22 protein-coding genes and 1 riboswitch are annotated in these 22,538 nt (G+C 56.8%); of the genes, 1 reads left to right on the top strand and 21 read right to left on the bottom strand.

Going from position 1 to position 22,538, the window contains the following annotated elements; genetic code table 11:
* The first annotated feature begins 34 nt into the window (after positions 1-34).
* Positions 35-340 carry a hypothetical protein gene (locus DEP07_RS05455; protein WP_242772411.1) on the top strand — a complete coding sequence of 102 codons (306 nt, stop codon included), beginning with the start codon at positions 35-37 and terminating at the stop codon, positions 338-340.
* A gap of 39 nt (positions 341-379) precedes the next feature.
* Here the strand turns inward: DEP07_RS05455 and DEP07_RS05450 are convergent, their stop codons facing one another.
* The 21 genes from DEP07_RS05450 to DEP07_RS05350 all read right to left on the bottom strand — a co-directional run bounded on the left by DEP07_RS05450 (position 380) and on the right by DEP07_RS05350 (position 22,500).
* Positions 380-1,036 carry a precorrin-2 dehydrogenase/sirohydrochlorin ferrochelatase family protein gene (locus DEP07_RS05450; RefSeq protein ID WP_217021873.1) on the bottom strand — a complete coding sequence of 219 codons (657 nt, stop codon included), beginning with the start codon at positions 1,034-1,036 and terminating at the stop codon, positions 380-382.
* A gap of 73 nt (positions 1,037-1,109) precedes the next feature.
* On the bottom strand, positions 1,110-1,898 hold the full coding sequence (cobA, locus tag DEP07_RS05445) for a uroporphyrinogen-III C-methyltransferase (protein WP_122962815.1): 789 nt from the start codon (positions 1,896-1,898) through the stop codon (positions 1,110-1,112).
* A complete protein-coding gene (cobT, locus tag DEP07_RS05440) occupies positions 1,895-2,947 on the bottom strand; it encodes a nicotinate-nucleotide--dimethylbenzimidazole phosphoribosyltransferase (protein WP_173596049.1) in 1,053 nt (350 codons plus the stop codon). Before cobT ends, cobA begins: the two co-directional genes overlap by 4 nt.
* Positions 2,944-4,461 carry a cobyric acid synthase gene (locus DEP07_RS05435; RefSeq protein WP_173598464.1) on the bottom strand — a complete coding sequence of 506 codons (1,518 nt, stop codon included), beginning with the start codon at positions 4,459-4,461 and terminating at the stop codon, positions 2,944-2,946. Before DEP07_RS05435 ends, cobT begins: the two co-directional genes overlap by 4 nt.
* Positions 4,454-5,833, bottom strand: a complete 1,380-nt coding sequence (locus tag DEP07_RS05430) for a cobyrinate a,c-diamide synthase (protein ID WP_122962813.1) — start codon at positions 5,831-5,833, stop codon at positions 4,454-4,456. The genes DEP07_RS05435 and DEP07_RS05430 overlap by 8 nt, the downstream gene beginning before the upstream one ends.
* Entirely contained in the window at positions 5,830-6,972 is a 1,143-nt protein-coding gene (locus DEP07_RS05425; protein ID WP_173596047.1) for a cobalt-precorrin 5A hydrolase, read from the bottom strand. Before DEP07_RS05425 ends, DEP07_RS05430 begins: the two co-directional genes overlap by 4 nt.
* Positions 6,969-7,748 (bottom strand): precorrin-4 C(11)-methyltransferase, encoded by a 780-nt coding sequence (gene cobM / locus DEP07_RS05420; RefSeq protein ID WP_063228368.1) that lies wholly within the window; start codon positions 7,746-7,748, stop codon positions 6,969-6,971. The genes DEP07_RS05425 and cobM overlap by 4 nt, the downstream gene beginning before the upstream one ends.
* Positions 7,745-8,458 carry a precorrin-2 C(20)-methyltransferase gene (gene cobI / locus DEP07_RS05415; protein ID WP_063228369.1) on the bottom strand — a complete coding sequence of 238 codons (714 nt, stop codon included), beginning with the start codon at positions 8,456-8,458 and terminating at the stop codon, positions 7,745-7,747. Before cobI ends, cobM begins: the two co-directional genes overlap by 4 nt.
* A complete protein-coding gene (cbiE, locus tag DEP07_RS05410) occupies positions 8,455-9,684 on the bottom strand; it encodes a precorrin-6y C5,15-methyltransferase (decarboxylating) subunit CbiE (RefSeq protein ID WP_122962811.1) in 1,230 nt (409 codons plus the stop codon). The genes cobI and cbiE overlap by 4 nt, the downstream gene beginning before the upstream one ends.
* Positions 9,647-10,783, bottom strand: a complete 1,137-nt coding sequence (locus DEP07_RS05405; protein WP_173596044.1) for a cobalt-precorrin-5B (C(1))-methyltransferase — start codon at positions 10,781-10,783, stop codon at positions 9,647-9,649. Before DEP07_RS05405 ends, cbiE begins: the two co-directional genes overlap by 38 nt.
* 4 nt (positions 10,784-10,787) lie before the next feature.
* On the bottom strand, positions 10,788-11,438 hold the full coding sequence (locus DEP07_RS05400; RefSeq protein WP_063228372.1) for a precorrin-8X methylmutase: 651 nt from the start codon (positions 11,436-11,438) through the stop codon (positions 10,788-10,790).
* A gap of 57 nt (positions 11,439-11,495) precedes the next feature.
* Positions 11,496-12,263: a precorrin-6A reductase gene (cobK, locus tag DEP07_RS05395; protein ID WP_122962809.1), complete on the bottom strand. Its 768-nt coding sequence runs from the start codon at positions 12,261-12,263 to the stop codon at positions 11,496-11,498.
* A 13-nt stretch (positions 12,264-12,276) separates the two neighbouring features.
* The gene (locus tag DEP07_RS05390) at positions 12,277-13,320 is read right to left on the bottom strand and encodes a sirohydrochlorin chelatase (protein ID WP_287102227.1); all 1,044 of its coding nucleotides are present in this window, start codon (positions 13,318-13,320) and stop codon (positions 12,277-12,279) included.
* Between the two features lie 50 nt (positions 13,321-13,370).
* On the bottom strand, positions 13,371-15,155 hold the full coding sequence (gene cobJ / locus DEP07_RS05385; protein WP_173598468.1) for a precorrin-3B C(17)-methyltransferase: 1,785 nt from the start codon (positions 15,153-15,155) through the stop codon (positions 13,371-13,373).
* An 87-nt stretch (positions 15,156-15,242) separates the two neighbouring features.
* Entirely contained in the window at positions 15,243-16,202 is a 960-nt protein-coding gene (cbiB, locus tag DEP07_RS05380; RefSeq protein WP_173596040.1) for an adenosylcobinamide-phosphate synthase CbiB, read from the bottom strand.
* 13 nt (positions 16,203-16,215) lie between these two features.
* Positions 16,216-16,821 carry a histidine phosphatase family protein gene (locus tag DEP07_RS05375; protein ID WP_173596039.1) on the bottom strand — a complete coding sequence of 202 codons (606 nt, stop codon included), beginning with the start codon at positions 16,819-16,821 and terminating at the stop codon, positions 16,216-16,218.
* A complete protein-coding gene (cobS, locus tag DEP07_RS05370; RefSeq protein WP_173596038.1) occupies positions 16,818-17,558 on the bottom strand; it encodes an adenosylcobinamide-GDP ribazoletransferase in 741 nt (246 codons plus the stop codon). The genes DEP07_RS05375 and cobS overlap by 4 nt, the downstream gene beginning before the upstream one ends.
* A complete protein-coding gene (gene cobU / locus DEP07_RS05365) occupies positions 17,555-18,085 on the bottom strand; it encodes a bifunctional adenosylcobinamide kinase/adenosylcobinamide-phosphate guanylyltransferase (RefSeq protein WP_229049938.1) in 531 nt (176 codons plus the stop codon). The genes cobS and cobU overlap by 4 nt, the downstream gene beginning before the upstream one ends.
* A 5-nt stretch (positions 18,086-18,090) precedes the next feature.
* Positions 18,091-19,197, bottom strand: coding sequence for a threonine-phosphate decarboxylase CobD (cobD, locus tag DEP07_RS05360; protein ID WP_287102224.1), 1,107 nt, complete (start codon positions 19,195-19,197; stop codon positions 18,091-18,093).
* A complete protein-coding gene (cobO, locus tag DEP07_RS05355) occupies positions 19,197-19,736 on the bottom strand; it encodes a cob(I)yrinic acid a,c-diamide adenosyltransferase (RefSeq protein ID WP_173596035.1) in 540 nt (179 codons plus the stop codon). The genes cobD and cobO overlap by 1 nt, the downstream gene beginning before the upstream one ends.
* 271 nt (positions 19,737-20,007) lie before the next feature.
* Positions 20,008-20,229: riboswitch (cobalamin riboswitch) on the bottom strand.
* Between the two features lie 180 nt (positions 20,230-20,409).
* A complete protein-coding gene (locus DEP07_RS05350) occupies positions 20,410-22,500 on the bottom strand; it encodes a TerD family protein (protein ID WP_122962800.1) in 2,091 nt (696 codons plus the stop codon).
* Between the last annotated feature and the right edge of the window lie 38 nt (positions 22,501-22,538).

Here is a 22,538-nt window from a genome sequence, read left to right as displayed (position 1 = left end):
ACTATCACCATATCAGGAAAAGGAGAATAATGGAATGCTTCAGCAAATTTTTGCGTTGCAAGAGAGCTTTGACTGCTCCTTCTCGAAACGCACGACCGTGCCCCACGTTCATCACTACCGGGACGAGAACATTTCAGACATGTATTCCAGCAATTTCAGCCAAATTTATGACGCGCCGGGTGAAGACTGGATCAAAAGCTACATAGCCAGGCAGCTACAGGACGCCAAAGAACGAGGGCTGGGACGTCTGAAAGCAACACTGCATCCCTCCTTGCCTTTTTCGGACGAGCTAAGCTGCCTGCTTCTCATCGCGGATCGCGCACAAAAAGAAACAACCTAAGTCGACATCCCGATCAGACTTAGGTTGTTCCTTTTTTGCCTATGATCGATCACAGCCCAGCCATTCAGCTACAACCGCCTCTGCCTCCCGATCCCTTCGCTCGATCTCCCCGCTGCGGGTCCATTCCAGGAAACGGTCATCCAAAAGCTCGGCCAAAACGGCTCGTTTGCCTGCAGCGTCCAGTTCGTCCAGCGCGAGCACCCGTTTGCGCATCGTTCCCAAAAAGCGCGTGTAGTCTTCGTACTCAGGCCCGATCCACGCTTCCAGCTGGCGGCGCAGTTTTTTCGCCAAGCCCGGATTGTTGCCCCCTGTCGAGATGGCCACAGTCAGGTCGCCGCGCTCGACTACGGACGGAACCGTAAACGAGCACAGGTCGGGACGATCCACTACATTGATCCACGGGCACCCGGCTTGCTGACACGCTTCGTAGACAGCCAGATTGACCGCAGAATCGCTGGTCGCAGCGACAACGAGCACAGCAGAAGAAACATCAGCGGAAGCAAACGGTCGCTGCCAAAGCGTCAGCCTGCCCGCTTGCCCCCAGGCGTGAATCGCTTCTGTACAGGTGGGACTGACGACGCAGACATCCGCGCCAGCGGCAAGCAGACTGGCGATTTTCCGTTCTGCGACCTGTCCGCCACCGACTACGACGCAACGTTTACGTTCCAGATTGACCATCATCGCATAGTGCGGCATCCGCCGTCCCTCCCTGCAATACTACATATTCGCGGCAGCAAACCGTCTAGCCTAGCCGCCCAGCCGTTGCGCTTTACTCGGCAAGACTATCGTTTACGCCAAGCGTGGCCTCAAACCAGTTGATTTTTTCCCGCATTTTCACGACATCGCCGACCAAAATGATCGCCGGATTGGTGACGTGGCTGTTCTCTGCCAAGCGTTCCTCGATGTTTGCCAAAGTGCCCGTTACGACCGCTTGCTTGGGCAGCGTCCCCCAGGAGATGACAGCGACAGGCGTCTCTGCGTCGCGGCCGTGCTTGATCAATTGCGTGCGGATCAGCGGCAAATTGGCGACGCCCATGTAAAAGGCAACCGTGTCGATCCCGCTCGCCAGCGCCCGCCATTTTTCCACAGCCAGCTCCGGCTTGTCTTCGCGCAGATGACCTGTCACTACGGCAAAAGATGAACCGTGATCGCGATGAGTCACCGGGATTCCCGCGTATGCGGAAGCCGCGATTCCCGCCGTGACGCCTGGCACGATCTCAAAAGCGACTCCTCGCCCAGCCAGATGCTCGGCTTCTTCTCCCGCACGTCCGAACACGCACGGGTCGCCACCTTTCAGGCGTACGACGATCTTGCCTTCCAGCGCCTTCTCCGCGAGGACTTCATTGATCGATTCCTGGCGCATCGTGTGATGATCAGGCAGTTTGCCGCAATAAATACGCTCTGCCGTTTCAGGCGCATAAGCGAGCAATTCAGGGTTAGCCAGGCGGTCATAGACGACCACATCAGCCTTTTGCAAGCATTCAAGCCCTTTGACCGTAATCAGCTTGGGATCTCCAGGTCCAGCGCCGACGAGGTACACTTTTCCCGCGCCGCTCATCGGTCACTGACTCCCGCCGAAGCAAAAGTCGCCATCTCGCGCACCATCCGTGCCGATGCCTCGACGATGGAAAACGCCACTGCCGCTCCGCTGCCTTCGCCAAGCCGCAGGTTCAAATCGAGCAACGGCTGTTTGCCCAGTACGTTCAGTACGAAAGCATGTCCCGGCTCCTGGGAACGGTGACCGGCAATCAAGTAGTCCGCTACGCCTGGCTCCAACCGCACCGCCAAAAGTGCTGCTACGGTGGCGATAAAGCCGTCGAGCAACACCGGAACGCGTCTGGATGCAGCGCCAATCACGGCCCCTGCCATCGCGCCGATTTCCAGTCCGCCCACTTTTGCCAGCACGTCGAGCGGCTGATCCGCATCCGGGCGATGCAGCGCGAGCGCTTCGCGGACAACGGCTTTTTTGCGCTGCCAGCCAGCGTCGTCCAAGCCTGTGCCCCGCCCGACAATCTCATCCGGGTCTGCGCCCGTCAAAGCGGACAAAATCGCGCTGCTCGCTGTCGTGTTGCCGATCCCTACTTCACCGACGATCAGCACCTTGGCTCCTTCATCGATGATCTGCTGCGCCAGCTCGATGCCGACCGCAAGCGACTGCCGCGCTTCTTCCGGCGACATCGCCGCTTCTTTCAGCATGTTGCCCGAGCCAGAGCGGATACGTCTGCTGGTCACTCCGGGAGCCTCTACCTCTACAGCCACGCCGACATCCACGAATTTTTGGATCGCGCCGATTTGCCGGGCGAACACGTTGATCCCCGCGCCACCGTTCACCAGGTTCAGCACCATTTGCGCCGTTACTTCCTGGGGATAGGCCGACACTCCCTCAGCAGCGACGCCGTGATCCGCCGCGAAAACAAGTACGCCAGGCGGCGTGACGACCGGAAACGTCTCTCCTGTCATTCCTGCCAGCTCCACAGCCAGTTCCTCCAGGCGTCCCAAACTTCCCAGCGGCTTGGTCAGCTGATCCACATGTTGTCTCGTTTGCTCACTTGCCTCATGGTTTCGCGGCTCAATCGCCGGAAATAGCTTTTCCAAGCCTGCCATCATATACGCACCTCTTTTTCCTGATAAGCCTTCATCTGTTCTTCAATGACATCCATCCGCACATGACGGCGTACCGTATCTGCCAGCAGATCGTAGCCTTGCTCGCGAAGCGCCACGAAGGACGGACGCTCCACGATTGGCTCCAACCCTTTTTTCGCACGGATTGCGTTCAATAGCAGCGTACGAAAGCGGTCGTTGTGAAACAACCCGTGAAAATACGTCCCGATCAGTTGGCGCTCCTCCTGACAGTAGCCTTCCGTGCGCTCTCCCATCTGGATAAAGGGGGCATCCACCTGCTCATAAGCGGACTGGCCCATATGAATCTCGTAGCCTTCCACTTCGAGCCGCTCTCCGGCAAACACCGCTTCGCCCTTGGACAAAACCGTCGTCTTTTTTGTCTCCATCGTCGTCGTCATCGGAATCAGCCCCAGCCCGTCAAGCTGCTGCAACGGAGATTCCACGCCATCCGGGTCCAAAATCGTCAGCCCCAGCATTTGATAGCCGCCGCACAGACCGACTACGTACGATTTTTTTTGCACATGGAGCTGTTTCACGGCGTCTGCCAGCCCTGACTCGCGCAAAAACTGCAAGTCTTCCAGCGTATTTTTGCTACCTGGCAACACGATGAGGTCAGGCTCGCCCAGCTCTTCCAAACGGGTCACGAAGCGCATCCGGCAATCCGGCTCCACAAAAAACGGGTCTACGTCTGTGAAATTGGAAATGCGCGGATAGCGCAAGACCGCGATGTCCAGATCGCGCGGCGTCTCTCTCTGCCCCTGGTAGCGATGCAAAATCAGCGAGTCCTCCGCATCGATCCACAAGTCGGGAATGAACGGCACCACGCCAAGCACAGGCTTGCCCGTATACTCCTCAAACCAGTCCAAGCCTGACTGCAACAGCGTCAGATCGCCGCGAAAACGGTTGATGACGACGCCGATCACCCGGTCGCGATCTTCGGGTTCGAGCAGTTGCAGCGTGCCGACCAGGCTGGCAAAAACGCCGCCGCGCTCGATGTCAGCCACCAAAATGACCGGAGCGTTCGTCAGTCGCGCGACCCGCATGTTGACCAGCTCGCGATCGTTGAGATTGACTTCTGCCGGACTGCCTGCCCCCTCAATCACGATCCGCTCATACGCGGCGGCGAGCCGCTCGTAAGCCTCGCCGATAATCCGCAGTCCTTCCTCGTAAAACTCCTGGCGATACGCCATCGCTTTCATGTTGGCGTACGGCTCGCCGTTCACCACGATTTGCGACTCGGAATCGCGCGTCGGCTTGATCAGGATCGGATTCATGTCGGTCGTGGCGAGAATCCCGGCCGCTTCCGCCTGAACGCCCTGTGCCCGCCCGATTTCTTTCCCATCCAGCGTGACGTAGGAGTTCAGCGCCATGTTTTGCGATTTGAACGGAGCCGTCTTGTAGCCATCCTGCGCAAAAATTCGGCAAAGTGCCGTTGCGATCGCACTTTTCCCTGCGTCTGAGCTGGTTCCCTGAACCATCAGCGGGAGAGCTTTAGGCACGAGCCGCCACCTCCGCGCACAGACTCAGCCACCGCTTCACCAGCTCTGGATTGGAGCCAAAGTGCAAGTGCGTGTAGCCTGCGACCAGATTGCCCTCTGCGAAGCCTTCTGGCTTGGTTCCGCGCAGCCCTTTTGTCTCATAGGCCGCAGGAAGCTGTTGCTCGCTGGAATAAGTCGAATAATGGAACTCGTGCCCTTTTGCCTGTTCATCCGGGCCGATCAGGAAATTGCCTGCCTTGCCGCGCACTTCCCGATAGCCAAGCGCGGCCAGCTTTTTCTGCATCGTCACCTTCCCGGGCACGATCCCGAGCATCGGGAAGCTCTCGCCGTCTGTGGTCACAATCGCTTCCGTCAAAAACATGAACCCGCCGCACTCGGCCAAGGTCGGCAAGCCTTTGGCAATCGCCTTGCGGAACGAGTCTTTCACCAGCTCGTTTTGCGACAGCTCGGCAGCAAACTCCTCTGGAAAGCCTCCGCCGATGTACAGGCCGTCCGCTGCTTCCGGCACGCCTTCTCCTGCCAGCGGCGAGAAAAAGGCCAGCTTCGCTCCGTGCGCCTGCAGCAGTTCCAAATTTTCCGGATAGTAAAAATGAAACGCCGGGTCTTTCGCTACCGCGATCGTCACGTCGTAGTTCGCTTGACGCGGCGCGAACAGCTTTGGCTCCACTTGCAGCGGCTCTGCTTTCGCCAGTTCCCAAACCAGGTCGAGGTCTACCGTTTCGTGAATCAAGTCTGCCAGCTTCGCAAACAGAGGCGCAAGCTCGCCGCGTTCCACGGATGGCACGAGTCCGAGATGACGCTCGGGAATTTCCAGCTCGTTTTCCCGTTTCAAATAGCCGACAACCGGAATCCCGCACTCCTGCTCAATCGCCGCCTTGACGATTTTGTGGTGCCCTTCGCTGCCGACTTTGTTGGCGATCACACCGACGATTTTCGCCTGCGGATTGAGCAGCTGAAAGCCTTTGACGATCGCAGCCGCGCTGCGCGCCATGCTTTGGCAGTTGACCACGAGCAACACAGGCGAAGCTGTCAAAATGCTGATTTCAGCCGTGCTTCCTTTGTCGCTCGTCGCTTCCTTGCCGTCGTACATGCCCATGACGCCCTCGATGATCGAGATGTCCGCGCCTTCGCTGCCGCGGACGAAAATCTCTTTGACCACCTCATGCTCCAGCATGAAGCTGTCGAGGTTGCGCGACGCTCTGCCTGTTACGGCTGTATGGTAAGTGGGATCGATATAGTCAGGGCCGCACTTGAAGCCTTGGACGACATGGCCTTTGCGGATCAGGGCAGCCATCAGTCCGATGGTAACGGTCGTCTTGCCTGCCCCACTGCCCGTTCCGGCGATTACGATACGGCGGCTGTTATCCGTCATACGCGCTCCTCCTCACGATAAGGCATTAAAGCGACAGAAATAGTGGCGTTGCCCGATTTTTTCTTGGTCAGGACGAGTTCGTCGACACCTGCGTACAGCTTCGCCGCAGGCTCGCTTACCCCGTACGCTCCCGTGAACTTGAATACCGTCTCGGACGGATCGCTGATCTCCACCTTGTTCAGTTCCTCCGGGGAATACCAGACAAAAGGCCAGCCGTACTTCTCGCACACGGCGATCAGTCCAGCCTCGTCTTTTTTCAGTTCAATCGTCGCAAGAGCCTTGACGCTTTTGATGGAGAACTGCAATTCATCCAGCGTCTCCTTGATGACCGCCTCGATCTCCTCGGCAGATGTTCCCCGGTTGCAGCCCATTCCGAGCACGATTACTTTCGGACGATACAGGACGCCATTGTCCAAAATCGTCTGCTCCTCTGGCGCAAGCAAGCGGTGAGAGACGACGAGCGCGGCATGCGGATTGGCTGCCTGCGCTTCGGCAATCGTCTTGTATTCCTTGATCGACGGCGGCATCGGCGTGTCGTGCATCCACCAGTCGCGCTCGCCTGATTCGTTGACCACCGCTACATGCTCCTCGTTGACGACAGAGGCGCTCACTGGCGTCAGCTTGTCAGCCGAATCCCACTCCCAGCCAAAACGGCGGCCGAACAAATCGACAGGGATCGTCTTTTGTACATCGGAAGCAGTCGTGATGATCGGACGAGCGCCCATGATCGCCGCTACCTCGCGAGCCAGCTCATTGGCTCCCCCGAGGTGGCCGGACAGGACGCTGATCACATTTTCCCCGCGATCGTCCACGACGACGACACCCGGGTCTTTCTTTTTATCTTCCAGCAAAGGAGCGATCATCCGCACAACCGCCCCGAGCGAAATAATGATAATCAGCCCTTTGTAAGCGGGCCAAAGCGCAGGAAACAGCATGCGCACACTGTTGGAAAACAGCTGGATGCCACGCGCTTCCTCGTCTCCACGGGCGAACTTGCTCATGTAGTACAAGTCTGCCCCGGGAAATTTTTGCGCCAGATCGCGTGCCATCTCTACCCCGTGCTTCGTGATGGCGACGATCGCATATTCCCCGCGCTGGCGGATGGCTGGAATTTCCCCTTCAACCAGTTCGATAATCATTCTTTCACACCTTTTCTGTACCCGTGCGTGAAGGTTTTATCGTACAGCTTGGAACGGTACTGTTCGCTTTTTTCATGGATATCCGGGTCCAAAGCCCAGCCTGCCAAAATCATCGCGTGCTTGCGAATGCCGTTTTTGCCCATGTCTTCGTCCAAATTTCTCAAGGTCGTGCGCACGATCAGCTGATCCGGCCAGCTTGCCCGTTGCACGACAGCGACTGGCGTATCTTCGCTCCAGCCTGCCTCGACAAGCTCACGCACTACTTTTTTCGTCAAAGTCGCGCTCAAGTACAAAGCGAGTGTGCAGTGATGCTCGGCAAGCGCGCGCAGCTTCTCCCTGTCCGGTACAGGCGTGCGCCCCTCTGCGCGGGTAAGGATGAGCGTCTGGGTCAGCTCCGGGATGGTCAGTTCGGCGCCTACTGCTGCTGCTGCCGCAAATACGGAGCTGACGCCTGGCACGATCTCTACCTCGATGCCTTTTGCTTTCAGCAAGGCGATCTGCTCCATGATCGCTCCGTACACGGACGGGTCGCCCGTATGCAAGCGCACGACTGTTTTTCCGCTGCTGATGCGGTCTACCATCAGCTCTACCATTTCTTCCAGCGCCATGCCCGAGCTGTGCAGCACCTCTGCATCAGGATTGCCAAGCGCAACCAGCTCTTCGTTGACGAGCGAGTCGGTGTACAAAATGACGTCTGCCTTTTGCAGCAGCTTCATGCCTTTTACGGTAATCAAATCCGGGTCGCCGGGACCCGCTCCCACTATGTACAGTTTCATCCCTTTTTCACCACCATCAGTGTAAGATAGCTAAGCTCTGCCCGCTCCAGTTCACGCATGTCCGTCCAGACCATTTCTTCCGAGGAAGTGACCTTTGTCGCAACAGCGGCTTTGTCTGCGAGTCCCATTTCTTTCAGCAAACCGATGATCATCGGCAGCACTTTTGCTACCTTCAAAAACACGACGGTATCGTGATCTTCAATCGCTTTGCGCATCGCTTCCTTGTCTTCTGTAGCCGGAATGATCCCGATTTGCTCGTCGCCATCCGCGAGCGGCATGTTGAAGCGGGAAGCAGCTCCGAGGAACGAAGATACGCCCGGCACGGTTACGACAGGCACTTCCGGGTGCTCTTCATGCATGACGCGCATCATGTGGATGAACGTACTGTAAAACATCGGATCGCCTTCGGTGACAAACGCGACGTCTTTGCCTTCGGACAGACGCTCCCAGACGATTTCGACCGTTTTGTTCCACTCGCGCTCCAAAATTTCTTTGTCGCGTGTCATCGGGAAGACGAGTCCGAGCATTTCCTTGTCTTGCGGCTGCACGTACAGCTCGGCAATTTGGTGGGCGTAGCTTTTGCTGCCCATCCGTTTTTTCGGGTACGCAACTACCGGGGATTGCTGCAGCAGGCGGAATGCCTTGACAGTAATCAATTCTGGATCGCCAGGGCCGACTCCCAGCCCGTACAATGTTCCGATCTTGGTCACTTGCTGTCTCCTCCTTGTTCCTCTGCCTGCTTTGCCCAGGCCGTAATGATGTAGATCGGATTCAACGCTTCAAAACGGGTCAAAGACAAAATCGGCTTGCTGCGCGACAGCTGCGCCAGCGTGACCGATGTTTCGAAGCCTTCCTCTGCAAAAGCTTGCGTCGCTTCGTACAACGTCTCAATCGTCGCCGCGTTGACCACGATGCGTCCGCCTGCCCGAAGCCGCGTGCAGCAAATGTTCAGAAGCTCGCGCAATTCTCCGCCGCTGCCCCCGATGAATACAGCATCCGGGTCGGGGAACTCATCCAGTCCTTTTGGCGCGCGGGCATTCACAACAGTCAGATCGGTGCGAAACTTCGCCATGTTTTGGCGGCAGTTTTCCAGGTCGTCCGCATTTTTCTCCACGCCGTACACTTCGCCTTCGCGTGCGATTCGCGCTGCCTCGATCGCGACGGAGCCTGTGCAGGTGCCGATGTCCCAAACGATGCTTTTGGCGTGCAATTGCAGTTGGGCGATGCTTAAAATGCGCACTTCTTTTTTCGTAATCAGTCCCTTGTCCGGCTTGCGCTGGGAAAACTCCTCGTCCGCAATCCCAAACGGCCAGACCGGGCTTGGCCGACGCTTTTTCAAAATCACGACATTCAAATCGGAAAAGACGCCGTCAGCCATGTCCTGCAAAGCGTACCAGCCTGTCCGCTCGTCTTCGCTGCCCAAGTTTTCCGCCACGAACGCATCGTATTCGGTCATCTGAAACGACAGCAAATACTTGGCGATCGCCGCAGGCGTGTTTTCCCGATCGGTGAGCAGCGCGACTTTGTCCTTGCCGTCCATCCGCTGCGCCAGCCCTTTGATGCTGCGGCCGTGTACGCTGAGCAATGTCGCATCTTGCCACGCCTCGCCCATTTTGGCAAAAGCGAGCTGAATGGAGCTGAGGTGCGGGTAAATGTCCACGTTGAGCTTTTTCGCCAAAAGGCTGCCGATCCCGTAAAAGAGCGGATCGCCGGAAGCGAGAATGACCGTCTTGCGCGTCTCTGACCGCAGTTCCTCGACCATCGCGGTCAAGCCGCCTTTCAAAACTCGCTTTTCCCCTTTGTACTCCGGAAAAAAGCCAAGATGCCGCTCTCCTCCAACCAACAGCTCACTTTCTTCGATCCAGGTCCGGTACAGCGGCAGCAAGCTTTGCTGTCCGTCATCCCCGATCCCGATCACTTTCATCGCTTGTGTCATCGATCGTCACCCTTCCCAGCAGGGACCCTTTCATAGTAATGATGATGGTTTCGACCACGATGCCGCCGCCTACTTCTTTCAGGGCGGCACGGCAGCAGTTGGCGCACATGATCTCGAAAAAGGCAGGCGTCTCCGCCATCATATCCCCGACCTGCGAGGCTGTATTTGCTCCCAGTATTTCGTCCACTTGCTCTTGGGAAACACCTGCTTCCGTCGCCATCTGGGCCAAAAACCCGAAGTCGACAGGAGCGCTTTTCGAGTGAACCATCATGACACCTTGCGCCACTTTGGAAAACTTGCCCATCATGCCGACAAGCGTCACTTTGCGCATTTTCCTGACCTTGCACTGCTTGAGCGCAAACCCGACGAAATCGCCCATCTCCACGAAAGCTTCCTCGGACAGCTCCGGGTAGGTAGCGATTCCATACGACTCACTTTTTCCGCCCGTGGAGAGGACGATGTGATCGCAGCCCGCTTCTTTGGCGACGTTGATCGCCTGAGCCACGCTTGCCTTGTAAGCAGAAGTGGAAAACGGCACCACGATTCCGCGCGTCCCCAAAATGGAAATGCCGCCGAGTATGCCGAGTCGTCCGTTCAATGTTTTTTTGGCAATTTCCTCGCCCGCAGGCACGGAAATTACGATTTTGATCCCGCGCTCTATCCCGTACTCATCGAGTACCGCCTGAGCCGTCTCGCGAATCATTTTGCGCGGAACGGGATTGATCGCGGCCTCGCCAATCGGGACAGGCAACCCTGGCTTGGTCACCCGTCCTACCCCGACGCCACCGTCCAAAATAATCCCAGGCTCGTCTGACCATTCGACAGTGGAAAGAATCAACGCCCCATGCGTGGCATCCGGGTCGTCACCGCCGTCCTTGATCGTGGCTGCTGTCGCTTTTTCCGGCGAAAACTCGCAGCTCTCCATCTGGAAAGTCACGTCTTCCCCGATCGGCAGGCGGATCGTAGCCTCCCTTTGCGGCTCCTGGGTTATCAGCGCTAGCAAAGCAGCCTTGGTCGTCGCCGTTGCGCATGATCCAGTTGTGTAGCCGTGGCGGAGGGGTTTCGCCTCTTTTTCGTCCGATGCTGCTTTGGCTGCCATCTGCTTAGCCCAACCGTTCCGCCATGATGGAGATGGCATTCAATGCCGCTACAGTTACAGGGCTTCCGCCTTTGCGCCCGATGTTGGTGATGAAAGGAATGTCGAGCTTCGCCAGCTCTTCCTTGGACTCCGCCGCAGATACGAAGCCTACTGGCATTCCGATGACAAGTCCTGGCTTCGCTTCCCCTTCCTTCACCATGCGAATCAGCTCCAACAGAGCTGTCGGCGCGTTACCGATGCAGAAAATTCCTCCGTCTGCTTCCTTCACAGCTTTGCGCATGGAAATAATCGCACGAGTGGTGTTGAGGCGTTTTGCTTCTTCCATGACGTCGCGGTCAGAGATGTATACTTTCACTTCGCCGCCGAATTTCTCAATCCGGTTTTTGCTGATGCCGACTTGAACCATTTGCACGTCCGCCACGACGATTTTTCCGCTGCGAATCGCTTGAATACCGGATTGGACAGCATCCGGGTGGAAAACGAGACTGCGTCCGAGATCAAAGTCGGCGGAAGCGTGGATGACGCGCTGCACGACAGGGTATTGTTCCTCTGTAAACGGGTGCTCGCCCAGCTCGTCGGTAATGATTTGAAAGCTCATGTCCTCGATCTCTTGCGGTTGTACAGTCAAAGGCTTAAATTCGGTTTTGAAGTCCATGGTTGGTTTCCTCCAGTCACTTGTTTGGATGCTTGTTTATACAGGCGGGATGCCGTGTTATTGCACGACCTCTTTAAGCTGGTTCAGCACGCTTTGGTAGTCGGAAAACTTGGTGCCGTAATCGATTTTCGGACGCCCGATGACGATTGTCTCGATGCCCATTTCCAGCGCTGCTTCCACTTTTTCGTCAAAAGCGCCTACCTTGCCGCTCTCTTTCGTAATCATCAGCGTCACGCCATAGTGGGCGTAGAGCGCTTTGTTCAGCTCTTTGGAAAAAGGCCCTTGCATGGCGACGATGTTTTTTTGCTCCACGCCGAGTTCTTCGCATTTTTGCATATTGTCGAGCCGCGGCAGCATGCGGGCAACCAATGTCGTGTCCGGCAGGCCCAGGAGACGATCCGTGAACGTCTTCAACGTCTTGCTGCCAGTCGTCAGCATGATGACGCCGCGCTTGTCAGCCGCAAGCTCGGCTGCTTGCACGTAATCCTCGACGATGATCAGCTTTTCGCTGCCTGGCGCATCCAGACTCTCACGCTCGTAACGGATGTACGGAACACCCGCTCCTTGTGCGCCAGCCATCGCGTTTTTCGAGGCTTCCTCCGCAAAAGGGTGGCTCGCGTCAACGACACAGCGCACGCCCCGCTCCTGGATCAACTGCTGGATGTCGTCGGCAGTCAAGCGTCCGACCTGGACGGGCACACCGGCCTCCTCCATGCTTTTCGCTGCGTTGTCCGTTACGACGGTGGTCAGCAGATCGTAGCCGTTTTCCTTGATCAACAAGGCCAATTCACGCGCGTCGCTCGTTCCAGCCAATACGAGAATCATGCTGTGTCTCCTCCTACTTGGTTACGTGGTCATGCTTGTGGTCGTGTTTGTGATCATGGTCGTGGTCATGATCATGGTGATGATCGTGGTCATGGTTATGATCGTGGTCATGGTTATGATCGTGAGCATGGTGGTGATCGTGGTCATGGTGATGATCATGGTCATGGTGGTGATCGTGATCATGATGATGCCCGTGATGGTGGTGGTGATGTCCATGTCCGTGATCGTCATCATGGTGGTGGTGATGGTGGTCGATATGCTCCATCGCTGCCAGTCTGTACTGACAGGTGTCACAGTTCAGCTTCACTTCCCCGTGCAAGGCTTCCTCGACGCGATCCTTGAGCACTTCTTTCAGCAACGGGTGGAAACCGAAATACTCGGCCATCTCAAACTGGGCATCCGGATATTGCGCGCGGAACTTCTCCAGTTGATCGCTCATCCGTTTGATCAGCACACCTGTAAACAGGAAGTACGGCAACAGCACGATGCGCTTGGCGCCAAGCTTCAGGCAGCGCTCCACTCCCTCGTCGTACAGCGGGTAGGTCACACCCATGAAAGCTGTCTCGACCAAAGGCGCCTTGTAACGCTCCCAGAAAAGGCGGGACATTTTGTAAATATCACTGTTGGCATCCGCGTCGCTGCTGCCGCGCCCGATGACGAGCACAGCCAGATCGTCGTAATCTTCTCCGGAAGCGAAGCCCGCTTCTGCCATGCGTGTAGACAAAATGTTGATCACTTCTTCGTGAATGCCGATCGGACGACCGTAGATGAACTGTACGTGCGGGTGCAGCTCCTTCGCTTCGTCAATCGCCGCCGGGATGTGGATTTTCGCATGCCCCGCAGAGAACAGGATGATCGGAATGACCGCTACCCGCGTCGCTCCTCTCGCTACACACGTATTCAATCCTTGCAGCATGTCTGGTCTGGCAAACTCCAGAAAGCACGTCTCGATAATCGGCACATCCAGCTCAGGCGCAAGGGAAGCGACAAACTGGCGAATCTCTTCGTTGCCTTCCGGGTCCTTGCTTCCGTGTCCTACAAATAAAACCGCGTCCATTTCGTTTCCCCCTCGTTTTCGGTCAACTCCGCTACCTATTGATCCGTCTGTCAATCTCCGCAAGCGGCGTTCTCGATTTCCGCTTTGGCAGGCTCGTACCAGGCATACCCCTCCAGCTCGCCTACCCGTTGGAAAAACTTGTGGAAGCGCTCATTCGGAAACGCCTCTTTTTTGAATCGGTTCACGATTCGCTCGACAAGCGGCACAATCGCCTCTTTATCAATGCCTTCCGCAACCGGAATGCCGGAATGCGCGTTACGTCCCACCGTTTTCGCGCCCAGGAACAAATCGAATTTGCCTTTGCGGAACACGATTCCGATATCCTCCTGAACAGCTCCATAGCAGGCCATTCCGCAGCCGTTAAAGCCGATTCTCAGCTCTTTGGGCATTTCCTTGCCACCCAGCCGCTGGTGCAGCTCCTCCGCGTACGGGATGCTGTCTTTTTTCTCGCCATCGCAAAAATCGCACGCCTTCACCTGCAACACATCCCCGATCGGGCTGAGGATAAGCCCCAGCTCGCGCAAACGGCTGGTCACACTTTCCGGATCAGCAGTCGGCACACGCATGATGATCTGGTGGTGCGGGGTATATTCGATCTCGCCTTTTTCTCCTGCGACTTCGGCGATCGCCATCATCTGCATCGGCGTGATTTTTTTGTTGGCGACACCGGGACTGACGGCGAACTCAAAAATCATTTCCGGCTGAAACGATGAAGCCGTACGAACAGCGCTTGTTTGGGCAGGCTTCGTTTCGATGCCTTTTGCCGTATTGACGGCACTCAGCGCTTGCATGGCCCAATCGAGCGGCGAGCGCTCTGCCTGGTGAGCAACCGTTTGCGCTGCCTGTTCCACCGGAGGAGCTTCCAGGACAGCCGTACTCGTTGCACTTCCGGCTAGTCCGGCTTGACCAGCAGCCGACGGACTTTCCACATCAGTCGCCAGCACAGGTCGCTCACTTGCTGGCTCTACTGTCTTTGGGGCAGTCGTGCCCACGCTTTCGTCGCCTGCTTCCAATGACCACGGTTCATTTTCCACGCGCAGCCGTTGATGCGGCTTGAGCGGCTGTTCGTCTGCCGACAGCGTGTATTTGCGCTGGTAGCCGCGCGGCGTAATCATTTTGCCATCGTACACGAACGTCGAAGAGTTCCCGATGATGACCGTCGTCAACATGCCGATGTCGTGCTCCAGCATTTGCGCAAGTGTCGTCACCACGACCGTCTCGCGCTCGCGGTAGGCGCTTTTCACGATTCCGACAGGTGTATCAGGCGAACGGTATTGCAAAAGGATGCGCTGCGCCTCCACAATCTGGCGCGTGCGTCGACCGCTGCGCGGGTTGTACAAGGCGATGACGAAATCAGCCATCCCGGCTGCATCGATCCGTCTGGCAATCAGCTCCCACGGCGTCAAGTGGTCGCTCAAGCTGATCGTGCAGGCGTCATGCATGATCGGAGCACCGAGAATAGCGCCACAGGAGTTGATCGCCGAGATGCCCGGAACGATTTCGATCGGAACGCCAGTCGCCTCTGTCCAGCCTTTCTCGACCAGCACTTCGTAGACCAGACCCGCCATCCCGTAAACGCCGGAGTCTCCACTGGAGATCACCGCTACTTTTTTGCCTTCCTCTTCCGCTTGGCGCACGGCTTCGCGCGCACGCGTCACTTCCTCGGTCATCCCGGTGCTGACGATCTCCTGATTGGTCAAAAGTCCGCGGATCAAATCCACGTACGTCGAGTAACCGATAATGACGTCAGATTCTTGCAGGGCTTCCCGCGCACGCTTGGTGATATGTTCAAAACTTCCCGGGCCAAACCCGATCACAAACAACTTGCCGCTCATACGGCCCCTCCCCTTTCCATCGCATACGTGTCGCATGCAGGCGTTATATGGTCTTACTCTTACGGTGTCTTTTCGCTCATCATCCGGCTAGACAAGTGTCAGAACTGCTGCAATCCCCAAACATAAAAGCAGGCACAGCAAGGAAGTGAGATACATCAGACGAATGGTTGCCGTGATATCGGCAGCAGCCAACGGCCGATGCGGGTCCCCGAGCCTTGCCCGATTGGACGGCACACCCTGGTAGTAGTTAAGACCCCCAAGCTGTACGCCAAGTGCGCCAGCCACCCCCGCTTCCGGCAATCCGCTGTTTGGACTTGGATGCAGGTGCGCGTCTCTTTTGATCATCGCCCAGCACTGTCTCCAGTCCAGTCGTTGCAACCAGCTTGCCATGACCAAAAGCAGCGCGGTCAGGCGAGCTGGTATGTAATTCATCACGTCGTCAAAACGCGCGGACGCCCAGCCCAAGTTTTTGTACTTCTCATTTTTGTAGCCGACCATCGAATCAAGCGTGTTGGCCGCCCGATAAGCCATCGCCAGTGGCGCACCGCCCAATGCGGCGTAGATCAGCGGGGAAACAATCGCATCCACGATGTTTTCCGCTACCGTCTCCACCGCCCCCCGGCAAATTTCCGGCTCATCGAGCTGATCCGTGTCACGCCCTACCACCATCGACAAGGAGCGCCTTGCCGCCGCCATGTCATTTGCCAGCAGATGGCGGGCAATCTCCAGCCCGGCGTCCGCCAAGCCTTTTGTCGCGATCGTCGTGGAGATGAGCCAGGCTCCAACCACCCACGCGAGCAGTGGATGCACGAGAGCAGCCACCCACAAAATCAGCCAGACGGCGGCATAGCTGCCTGACACGATCAGGAGCGGAAACAGGATTCCCGCCAGCTTCAAATGCGATTCCCGCTTGACGACAGCGCGAATGACACGCTCCAGCCGCGTGATCCACCATCCGATGATCACCACCGGATGCGGCAAGCTGCGCGGGTCGCCTACCACCCGATCAATCAAGTATGCCGCGCACAATACCCACACTTCCGTCATGTTGTCCCTCTCTTTAGCTTCCCAGCCTTTGTCTGTGCCAGCGCTGCCCATCCCACTCCGCAAACAGCGCTTCTCCGTGCTTTAGCCCGTCTACTTGCCAGTATTGGCGCGGATCTTTTGCAAGCCATGCCGCCTGGAACCAGCGAATCACTCCGCCGTGGGCAACCAATACGGTCGTTTCGTTTGGTTCCCGCTGTTGCCGATCCATCAGCTTGCACAACCAGCCGTCTACGCGGTGGCCCAGCGCTTGCAGGCTTTCCCCGTTGGGCGGACAGCAGTGAAAAGGATCGTCGTACCAGCGCGTAGCCCGCTCGCAATCCGCCTGCATCAGCTCGTCGTAGGTCAGCAGCTCCCAGTCGCCAAAAGACAGCTCCCGCAAAGCCGGAACAGAGATGATCGGCACATCCCATACGTCGGCCAGCGGTTGGGCCGTCTCCAGGCACCGGAGCAAATCGCTGGCGTAGAGCGCATCAGGCCGTTCGATCTGGCGGGACAAGCGCTCTGCCAGTTCACTCGCCTGCCTTTTTCCATCTATGTTCAAAGGGACGTCGCTATGCCCGAGATATCTGTGTTCCCGATTGCTGTCAGTCTCGCCATGGCGTATCCAGACCCACCTCATAACCACCAACTCCCGACCAGTACAAGCAGCATGACCGCCTCGCTGCTCTCGATGACAGCCCCGTAGCAATCCCCGTTCAGCCCGCCCAGCTTGCGGGCAACCGAACGACAGAACAGCAGAGCGAACAAGCACGATCCAGCGATCGCCGCGACGACCTGCCAGCCGCCTGCCAGCCAGCCAGCTGCGAGCAAAGCCACATAGCCGATGACGATCGCCCACAGCGACAATCCGGCGCTGATGCCTTTGCCGATCCCTTTATCCGCCGACAAGTACGGCCAGAACCGAATGGCAAGCAGGACATGGGTCCGCGCCGCTGCGGGAACAAAAACGAGGAGCAGCCCCCAGCCTGGATGTGTCAGCTCTGCCAAAGCGCCCGCCTTGAGCAGCAGTAGCAAAAGCGCCGCCAGCACGCCAAAAGCACCCACGCGGCTGTCCTTCATGATCGCAAGCACTTGTTCTTTTGGCCTGCTGCTGCCCAATCCGTCCGCCAAATCCATCCAGCCGTCGAGATGCAGTCCGCCTGTGATGTACACCCAGACGACGAGCGTCAACACGGCGGCAAGCCACGGACTGAAGAGCGAAAGCCCTGCCTGGTGGACACCCCATAGCAAAATACCTATGACCAGCCCGACAGCCGGATACCAGTTGACGCTTTTTTTCCACGCCTCATCGGATGGGCGCAGCCACGGGACGGGAATCCGCGTAAAAAAGGCAATCGCGTGCCAAAATGCATTCATCCTTTGATCCTCCACGGGATTCCGGCCATTACCGCGTAGACGGCATCCGCCTGCCGTGCACTCTGTTGATTGACATCCCCGAGCACATCGGCGAACCATCTGCCCAGCCGATTCATCGCCACTCCGCCCAAGCCGACCTCGCTGGTGACTGCGATCACTTTTTGCGGGGAGCGGCTGACGAGGGCAAGCCACGCCTCCAGTTCCTGCAAAAGCGCTTCGGTATGCTCCTGGCTGCGCCACTGCGCTTCCTCGACGCTCATCAGCCGATTGCTCACCCATGTCGACAAGCAATCAATCAGCACGACCCCGTAGCCTGATGCAACGCTCTCGTAGTCGCAAAGCCGCTCCCCTACCTCGACGCTTCCCCATTGACTTGGACGGCGCTCTTTGTGCCGCTCGATCCGCTGCTTCATCTCTTCGTCCCAGGCTTGCCCCGTTGCTACGTAAAGAACTCGCTCGCCAGCCTGTTCGGCCAGCTCTTCGGCAAAGCGGCTCTTGCCGGAGCGAACGCCGCCTGTCACCAACACCAGACTCAACGCTTGCCGCCCCTTTCATCCCGCACCTCGCGCAAGACCGCCATCAGGCGAGCATTTTCCGCACTTCCGCGAACCGCGATGCGCGCGTCATGGGCAGTCAGTCCGGGATACATCGCGCAATTGCGGATCAGCACCCCTTTTTTGCCAAGCCATTCTTGCAACTGGGCCGCCGGCAGCTCCCCCGGCGAGCGAACGAGCAAGAAGTTCGCCTCTCCCGGCCACACTTGCCATCCCAGCTCCTTGCCGACGAAGTCGAGCAATTTGGCCCGCTCTTCGGCGATCAGGCTGCGGGTTTTTCGCTCGTACTCCTGCTCCATCAGGCACAGTTCCCCCGCCAAAAGGGCCAGCGCATTCACGCTCCAACTCACTTGCTTTTGCCGCATGTTGGCGATCACGTCTGGATGGGCGATCGCGTATCCCAGACGCAGGCCGGGAATCGCATACATTTTCGTCATCGACCGCATCAAAATGACCCGCGGAAAGCTCTCCAGGCGACTCGCCAGCGTAAACTGCCGTTCTTCCGCCACGAAATCGAGAAAAGCTTCGTCCACGACCAGCCAGGTGCCTGTCTCTGCCGCCCAGTCCGCCATTTGCAACAGCTCCTGCGGCTCGTACAAGATCCCGGTCGGGTTGTTCGGCGAGCCGACAAATACGAGATCAGCCTGTTCAAACAGCTTGTACAGCTCGGCGCGATCCGGCTTGTAGCCGTTCTCTGCTTTTCCGTAGCAACCAATGACACGCGCGCCAAACTGCTCGGAAAGCTCTGCATATTCCGAAAAGCACGGATACACGACGCCGACTGTCTCTGGTTGCAGCCCGAGAATCGCCAAAGCCATCGCTTCCGCCGCTCCATTGGCTGGCAAAAGACATGCTTCCGGCAGTCCGAGACGCTTCGCCAGCGCCTTGCGAAACTCGCGGTGTCCCGGGTCCGGATAGCGCAACACCGCAGACAGCGAATCCAGCAGCATGTCCCTGACCCGTTCCGGCATGCCGAGCGGATTGATATTGGCGCTGAAATCGAGAAACTCTCCAGGCTTTACGCCAAAGCGTTGCGAGGCGGTCAGCAAGTCGCCACCGTGACCATACGTTTCCAGCACGTTCATTAAAATTCTACCCCCAGCACTGCTGGTATTCCTTCGTCATAGTAATGCTTGAGCGGCTTCATTTCTGTCACCAGATCAGCCATGTCCATCACTTCCTGCTTGGCGCTCCGCCCCGTCACGACCAGATGCACATGGCTCGGCCTGTTTTGAATCGCTTCCAAAACATCCGAAAGCGGCAGCACATCGTCAATGGGAAAACGGTCGATCGCCAGCGCGTTGTTCAGCTCGTCCAAAATCACGACGTCATACGCTCCCGAAGACAGCTTTTCCCGGGCAAAAGTCCACGCCTCCTTGAGCGCTTCCCGATGCTCCTCTGGCGTCTTCGTCCACGTAAAGCCTACGCCCTTTTGCACGATCTCGATGCCGAGCTTGTCAAAAATGATTTTCTCTCCATACGTCCGCTCAGGCGACTTGATGAACTGAATCATAATCACCTTTTTCCCCCGCCCGGTCGCCCGTACAGCCAGGCCCACCGCTGCTGTCGTCTTTCCTTTTCCGTCTCCGGTATAGACCAAAAACAGTCCACGTTTATTGCTCACAACGCACACCCCCAGATTGAAGTGAAGACCTTGCTGTCATTTTGACCCTACATACTTTTCAGGGCCCCCGTCAGTTACCTAAAAAAGGATAGTTTTCTCCAGCCCTTTTCAGGTACTTTTCGGGGACCCCATTGTCCAGTCCAAAAAGTGTCAGCGATTGCTTGTCAGGCGCACAAAAAAACGCTTTGTTTTCCAAAATCTAGAAGGAAAACAAAGCGCGGATAGCTGACAAAAACAATCCTCACCTCTTCCTTTGACCCGAAGGAAAACAGTGCATACACCAAAACAGGCAGGTTTCCTGGCTCAAGGATCATCACTCTTCTTCTCCTTCCCGCCTCGTAGTGGGGCAGTGGATGGCGCCGTTGCCAGGAAGAAGAGCTACTCTTTTACAGTGGCGGGACCGCGTTGGCATTTCACCAAACTTCCCTTTTAACCCTGTCTTTCACGAAATAAGCACTCGCAAAAACACAAGGACCTGTTTTCTATCCTATTCAAATGTCGTTCATTCATTTCAATAACACTCACTTGTTTTAATAATAGCAAATGCTACCGTGGATTCAAGCAAAAGCTGCAAATCGGAGAGGGGAAATGGAAAAACACGGAAAATCCGAGGGAGCGATTCTTGCAAACAACGAAAAAAGCCAGCCTGAGCTGACTTTTAAACTTCCCATCATTAACCAGCGAGGAAATCAGCCAAGATCACTTCCATGTCAAACGGGGTAATCCCCTCTTCCATGGAAAAAACCGTGTCTGCTTCCTCCATCCGGTCGGTAATCGTCCCTCTCGCCTGTGCGTGCAGGGTGAACAGCTCGTGCAAGGTCGGTTTCACAAGTGTCGTCAGCGCGCGGCCCATCCATTCGATGCCGCCGCCATTTGCCTCTACGTTGTTGACAAAGCGCGGATGCGAACGCAGCGCGATGTCCGTCCAAATGACTTTTCGCTCTGCCAGATCGAGAATGACCGGGAGGCAGATCGTCGAACGGGCAGCGATGTCGGCTTTATCCTGAACTGTCAACGGTTCAAAAACTTCGCCGGACTCGGGCTGACTGCGGATCATCCAGCCTGCGAAGCACTCCGGCAAATCGCAATACGGCTGGCTCGTAAACGAGTTCAGTGACATCACGACATAGCGCCCGCCGTATCGAAGCACTGACTCGATATCGACATCGATGAACTCGCACGCTCCGTTCGGCGCCTGTACGACATCGCCGCTATGGCAGGCGCGATACTTCGCGGACCGCAAATTGGTGTAGGACACATGCTCCATGTACGTCCACTTCTCGTCATACAGGACAGCGGACAAATCGATATCTACCCGCCCGGTAGGGACATCGTTGACGATCCCTTCCTTCCACCAGGTGAAAAAGCGGATCGTGCTCCCCTCGGGGATCGGCAGTCTGGAGCCGCGCGCTATCGTGCGCAACGCCTTGCTTGCCGATCTTTGGGAAAAAGGCACCAGTTGCTCGTGCAATTGCGGGTCGATATAAACTTTTCCGAGAGTAGGCAAGGCAGAAAAGCGCCGAATCAATACCTCGCGACATATCCCGGCTGCACGCGCGCGCTGTTCATCCGCCAGCTGCGGAAGCATATTGGGGATCGCCTGTACTTTTGCCACTTCTCCTTTTGGAAAGAACGTTCGCCACTCACCGTATCGCTCCCGCTTGTCAAAGTGATTCATCACCTGCAAAAGGACGGGGGTCGATACAGAAGTCGCTATCTGCTCAAAGGAGCGCAACACCTGATCGCCCGCTTCCGTCAAGCGGAGCATGTGATCCAGCCGTCGGGCAAATTCACCTGGCCGTTGCATCAGCAATCTGGTCGCTTCTTTTATATCGCACGCCAGGATCGCCAGCTCGACCTGACTGTTGAAAGTCTCGATGCGCCGATTGTTGCGCAAAATATCAAACGCTTCCGCTGCCCGCGGATAACGGTCTTTGTATTCAAAAGGATGCAAAATCTCCCCGAGGCGAATCCAGCGGTTTTTATAGCGCTGCATGTCTTCCGCCAGGTTCGGGCTTGCTTCCAGCAATCGAAGCAACAGCCTGCGCTCGGCCCGTCTGAACTTGCGAAACTTCGCAGGGGCAGCCAGGCTGACATCCCCGTCGGACAGAGCCGTCGCCAGTCGCAGAACATCTGTTGACGTCTTGCAATACTTCGCAAAAAAGTCAGGCGGCATTTTGTCGGCCCGAAGCAACACGCTCGCCACGACAGCGGCATTTTCCTTGTGCGGGATTTCCGGCGGCAAAGCTTCCGCAATCCCTTTGCAACCGTGAATCAAGCCTTTCAAGTCTTCCTTGTCCTGAGCGGAGAGCGAGCTGTTCGCCCGCAGCATGTTCATGCCTATTTGCAGCAGCTCTTCGTCCGTTCCCAGTTGAATCACTTTCAAACGGGATTCTTTCAGGAGCGGCAGCCGCTTTTTCACTTCATGCACGGGAAGCTGCCACGTCAAGTAATGGATAATCGCCTGGAGGTACAGTTCCCCGTCGCTCGCTTCCATGACCTGGCGCGGGAAATTCGGATAAAAAGGCTTGAAGCGCCTGGAGGCACCGACCATGTCTTTTAAAACTCTCACTACCTCCGAGTAGAGCGGGAAAAATTCCGCTTCGGACAGCGTGCGGATTCGCTCGATCAGCTCCAGGGAAAACGTGTAGCCCAAGCTCTCCATATTGCGCAAGGCCGCAGCCAAGTAAGAGACAGGCAATTCATGCTGTCCCGCTTTCACAATCAGTTTGTTTTTCCGGCGAAGGTAGATTTGATTTTTCATCGGCAGCAATAAAAAAAATCAGGAAAGCAGTACCCCTA

This window comes from Brevibacillus sp. (assembly GCF_003521185.1).
Taxonomy (GTDB): Bacteria; Bacillota; Bacilli; order Brevibacillales; family Brevibacillaceae; genus Brevibacillus; species Brevibacillus parabrevis.
The sequence above is the reverse complement of the archived record's forward strand: the minus strand, read 5'-3'. Positions and strand labels throughout refer to the sequence as shown.

What these genes read in the sequence shown, in the direction of transcription:
- cobM (WP_063228368.1), bottom strand. Translation starts at nt 7,748, where the DNA reads ATGAAACTGTACATAGTGGGAGCGGGTCCCGGCGACCCGGATTTGATT.
- DEP07_RS05455 (WP_242772411.1), top strand. Translation starts at nt 35, where the DNA reads ATGCTTCAGCAAATTTTTGCGTTGCAAGAGAGCTTTGACTGCTCCTTC.
- cobT (WP_173596049.1), bottom strand. Translation starts at nt 2,947, where the DNA reads ATGATGGCAGGCTTGGAAAAGCTATTTCCGGCGATTGAGCCGCGAAAC.
- DEP07_RS05390 (WP_287102227.1), bottom strand. Translation starts at nt 13,320, where the DNA reads ATGGACGCGGTTTTATTTGTAGGACACGGAAGCAAGGACCCGGAAGGC.
- cobK (WP_122962809.1), bottom strand. Translation starts at nt 12,263, where the DNA reads ATGATTCTCGTATTGGCTGGAACGAGCGACGCGCGTGAATTGGCCTTG.
- DEP07_RS05425 (WP_173596047.1), bottom strand. Translation starts at nt 6,972, where the DNA reads ATGATTATCGAACTGGTTGAAGGGGAAATTCCAGCCATCCGCCAGCGC.
- cbiB (WP_173596040.1), bottom strand. Translation starts at nt 16,202, where the DNA reads ATGACGGAAGTGTGGGTATTGTGCGCGGCATACTTGATTGATCGGGTG.
- DEP07_RS05450 (WP_217021873.1), bottom strand. Translation starts at nt 1,036, where the DNA reads ATGCCGCACTATGCGATGATGGTCAATCTGGAACGTAAACGTTGCGTC.
- cobA (WP_122962815.1), bottom strand. Translation starts at nt 1,898, where the DNA reads ATGAGCGGCGCGGGAAAAGTGTACCTCGTCGGCGCTGGACCTGGAGAT.
- cobJ (WP_173598468.1), bottom strand. Translation starts at nt 15,155, where the DNA reads ATGAGCGGCAAGTTGTTTGTGATCGGGTTTGGCCCGGGAAGTTTTGAA.
- cobD (WP_287102224.1), bottom strand. Translation starts at nt 19,197, where the DNA reads ATGAACGTGCTGGAAACGTATGGTCACGGTGGCGACTTGCTGACCGCC.
- DEP07_RS05350 (WP_122962800.1), bottom strand. Translation starts at nt 22,500, where the DNA reads ATGAAAAATCAAATCTACCTTCGCCGGAAAAACAAACTGATTGTGAAA.
- cbiE (WP_122962811.1), bottom strand. Translation starts at nt 9,684, where the DNA reads ATGACACAAGCGATGAAAGTGATCGGGATCGGGGATGACGGACAGCAA.
- DEP07_RS05375 (WP_173596039.1), bottom strand. Translation starts at nt 16,821, where the DNA reads ATGAGGTGGGTCTGGATACGCCATGGCGAGACTGACAGCAATCGGGAA.
- DEP07_RS05400 (WP_063228372.1), bottom strand. Translation starts at nt 11,438, where the DNA reads ATGGACTTCAAAACCGAATTTAAGCCTTTGACTGTACAACCGCAAGAG.
- DEP07_RS05405 (WP_173596044.1), bottom strand. Translation starts at nt 10,783, where the DNA reads ATGGCAGCCAAAGCAGCATCGGACGAAAAAGAGGCGAAACCCCTCCGC.
- cobS (WP_173596038.1), bottom strand. Translation starts at nt 17,558, where the DNA reads ATGAATGCATTTTGGCACGCGATTGCCTTTTTTACGCGGATTCCCGTC.
- DEP07_RS05430 (WP_122962813.1), bottom strand. Translation starts at nt 5,833, where the DNA reads ATGACGGATAACAGCCGCCGTATCGTAATCGCCGGAACGGGCAGTGGG.